1 protein-coding gene is annotated in these 1030 nt (G+C 68.8%); it reads left to right on the top strand.

Annotated features, from left to right (window positions below; genetic code table 11):
• A partial coding sequence (locus V2H77_RS00420; protein ID WP_341497226.1) for a methyltransferase regulatory domain-containing protein occupies positions 1-990 on the top strand: 990 nt, incomplete at its 5' end.
• Positions 991-1030: the final 40 nt, after the last annotated feature.

The raw sequence follows: 1030 nt of genomic DNA, 5'->3' as shown, positions 1-1030 counted from the left end.
GCGCTCGACTTTGTCGACGGGCTGATCGCAAGCGGGGCGCTGTACGGCAAGGTCAATCCCCAGGTGGTCGAGCACATGAAGCGCCTGCGCAGTCAGGACCGGCGCTATCTGGCGCACGAATATTTCAACCGCGACTGGCAGCCGATGCCGTTTGCACAGATGCGCACCTGGATGGAAGGGGCGCGGCTGAGCTACGCCACGTCGGCCCAGTTCATCGACCACGTGCCGATGCTGAACCTGACCGCGCAGCAGCAGGATTTGCTGGCCGCGATCCCGGACGCCGGGTTTCGCGAGTCGGCGCGTGATTTCATCGTCAACCGCCTGTTCCGGCGCGATTACTGGGTGCGCGGCGCGCGCCGGCTGGCGCCGGCCGACCGCACCGAGCGCCTGCGCGCCATGCGGGTGGTGCTGGCCACGCCGGCCGCCAAGGTCAAGCTCAAGGTCGGTGGCGCGCTGGGCGAAGCGAACCTGCACGAAGACGTGTACCGCCCGATCCTCGATGCGCTGGCCGACCACCGGCCGCACAGCCTGGGCGAACTCGAAGTCACGCTGGCCCCGCACGGCGCCACGCTGGCCCGGATCGTCGAGGCGGTCATGCTCCTGACCGGCGCCGGCAACCTGCACCCGGCCCAGGCCGATGAGGCAATCGCCGCGGCCAGGGCCGGCGCACTGCTGCTCAACGCCCGCCTGTGCGCCATGGCGCGCTACGCCGAAGATGTCGGTTGCCTGGCCTCGCCGGTGACGGGCGGCGGCTTCCCGGTGCGCCGCATTGATCAGCTGTTTCTGCTGGCGCGCAGCGTTGGTGCGGCCAGCATCGAAGCGCTGGCCGATTTCGCGGCTGCCGCGCTGCAGGCGCAAGGCCAGCGCATCATGCAGGATGGCCAGCCGGTGCTGGACGATGCCCGCCAGACCGAGATGCTGCGCAGCCAGGCGCATGCGTTTGAAACAACGCGCCTGCCGGTCTTGCAGGCATTGGGGGTGGCTGCCTAGGATCCAGTACAGAAAAGGCGATTGCCGGTCGATACAGGCA

It is taken from the genome of Photorhabdus sp. P32, assembly GCF_038085095.1.
GTDB lineage: Bacteria > Pseudomonadota > Gammaproteobacteria > Enterobacterales > Enterobacteriaceae > Photorhabdus > Photorhabdus luminescens.
This window is presented reverse-complemented; position numbering and strand designations above follow the sequence as displayed.